Origin of the sequence: Xanthobacter autotrophicus, assembly GCF_029991245.1 — a bacterium.
GTDB lineage: Bacteria > Pseudomonadota > Alphaproteobacteria > Rhizobiales > Xanthobacteraceae > Xanthobacter > Xanthobacter autotrophicus_C.
In genome coordinates, this window is record NZ_JAIVFO010000476.1 from 1 (window position 1) to 384 (window position 384).

General features: G+C 52.6%; 1 protein-coding gene. It reads right to left on the minus strand.

The window, feature by feature from the left end; translation table 11 throughout:
- Window positions 1-384: PTS transporter subunit EIIC (locus K9U41_RS23760; protein WP_282643274.1), on the minus strand; the 384-nt coding region annotated here is incomplete at both ends.

The window sequence follows — 384 nt, forward strand, 5'->3', positions numbered from 1 at the left end:
GTGCAATATTGGTCACCGGAGGAATAATGCCCATGTAGTAAGCTGCGAGGGTGATTGCCGCCAGAATCGGTTGTACCAGTACAAACGGAATAAACATCACCGGGTTCATGATAATTGGCAGACCAAACAGAATCGGTTCGTTAATCTGGAAGATGCCGGACGGCAGCGCCAGTTTTGCCACCTGACGATAATCAGCACGGCGAGAAGCGATAAAGATAGCCAGGATCAGACCCAAAGTCGCACCACTGCCACCGAGGAAAATAAAGGAGTCCAGCATCGGCTTGGCCCAGATATGGAAGGTCTTACCGGCTGCCAGCGCCGCTTCGACGGAACCATATTGCTGATAGGTCGCGATGTTTTCCAGCGCCCACGGCGTCATAATGC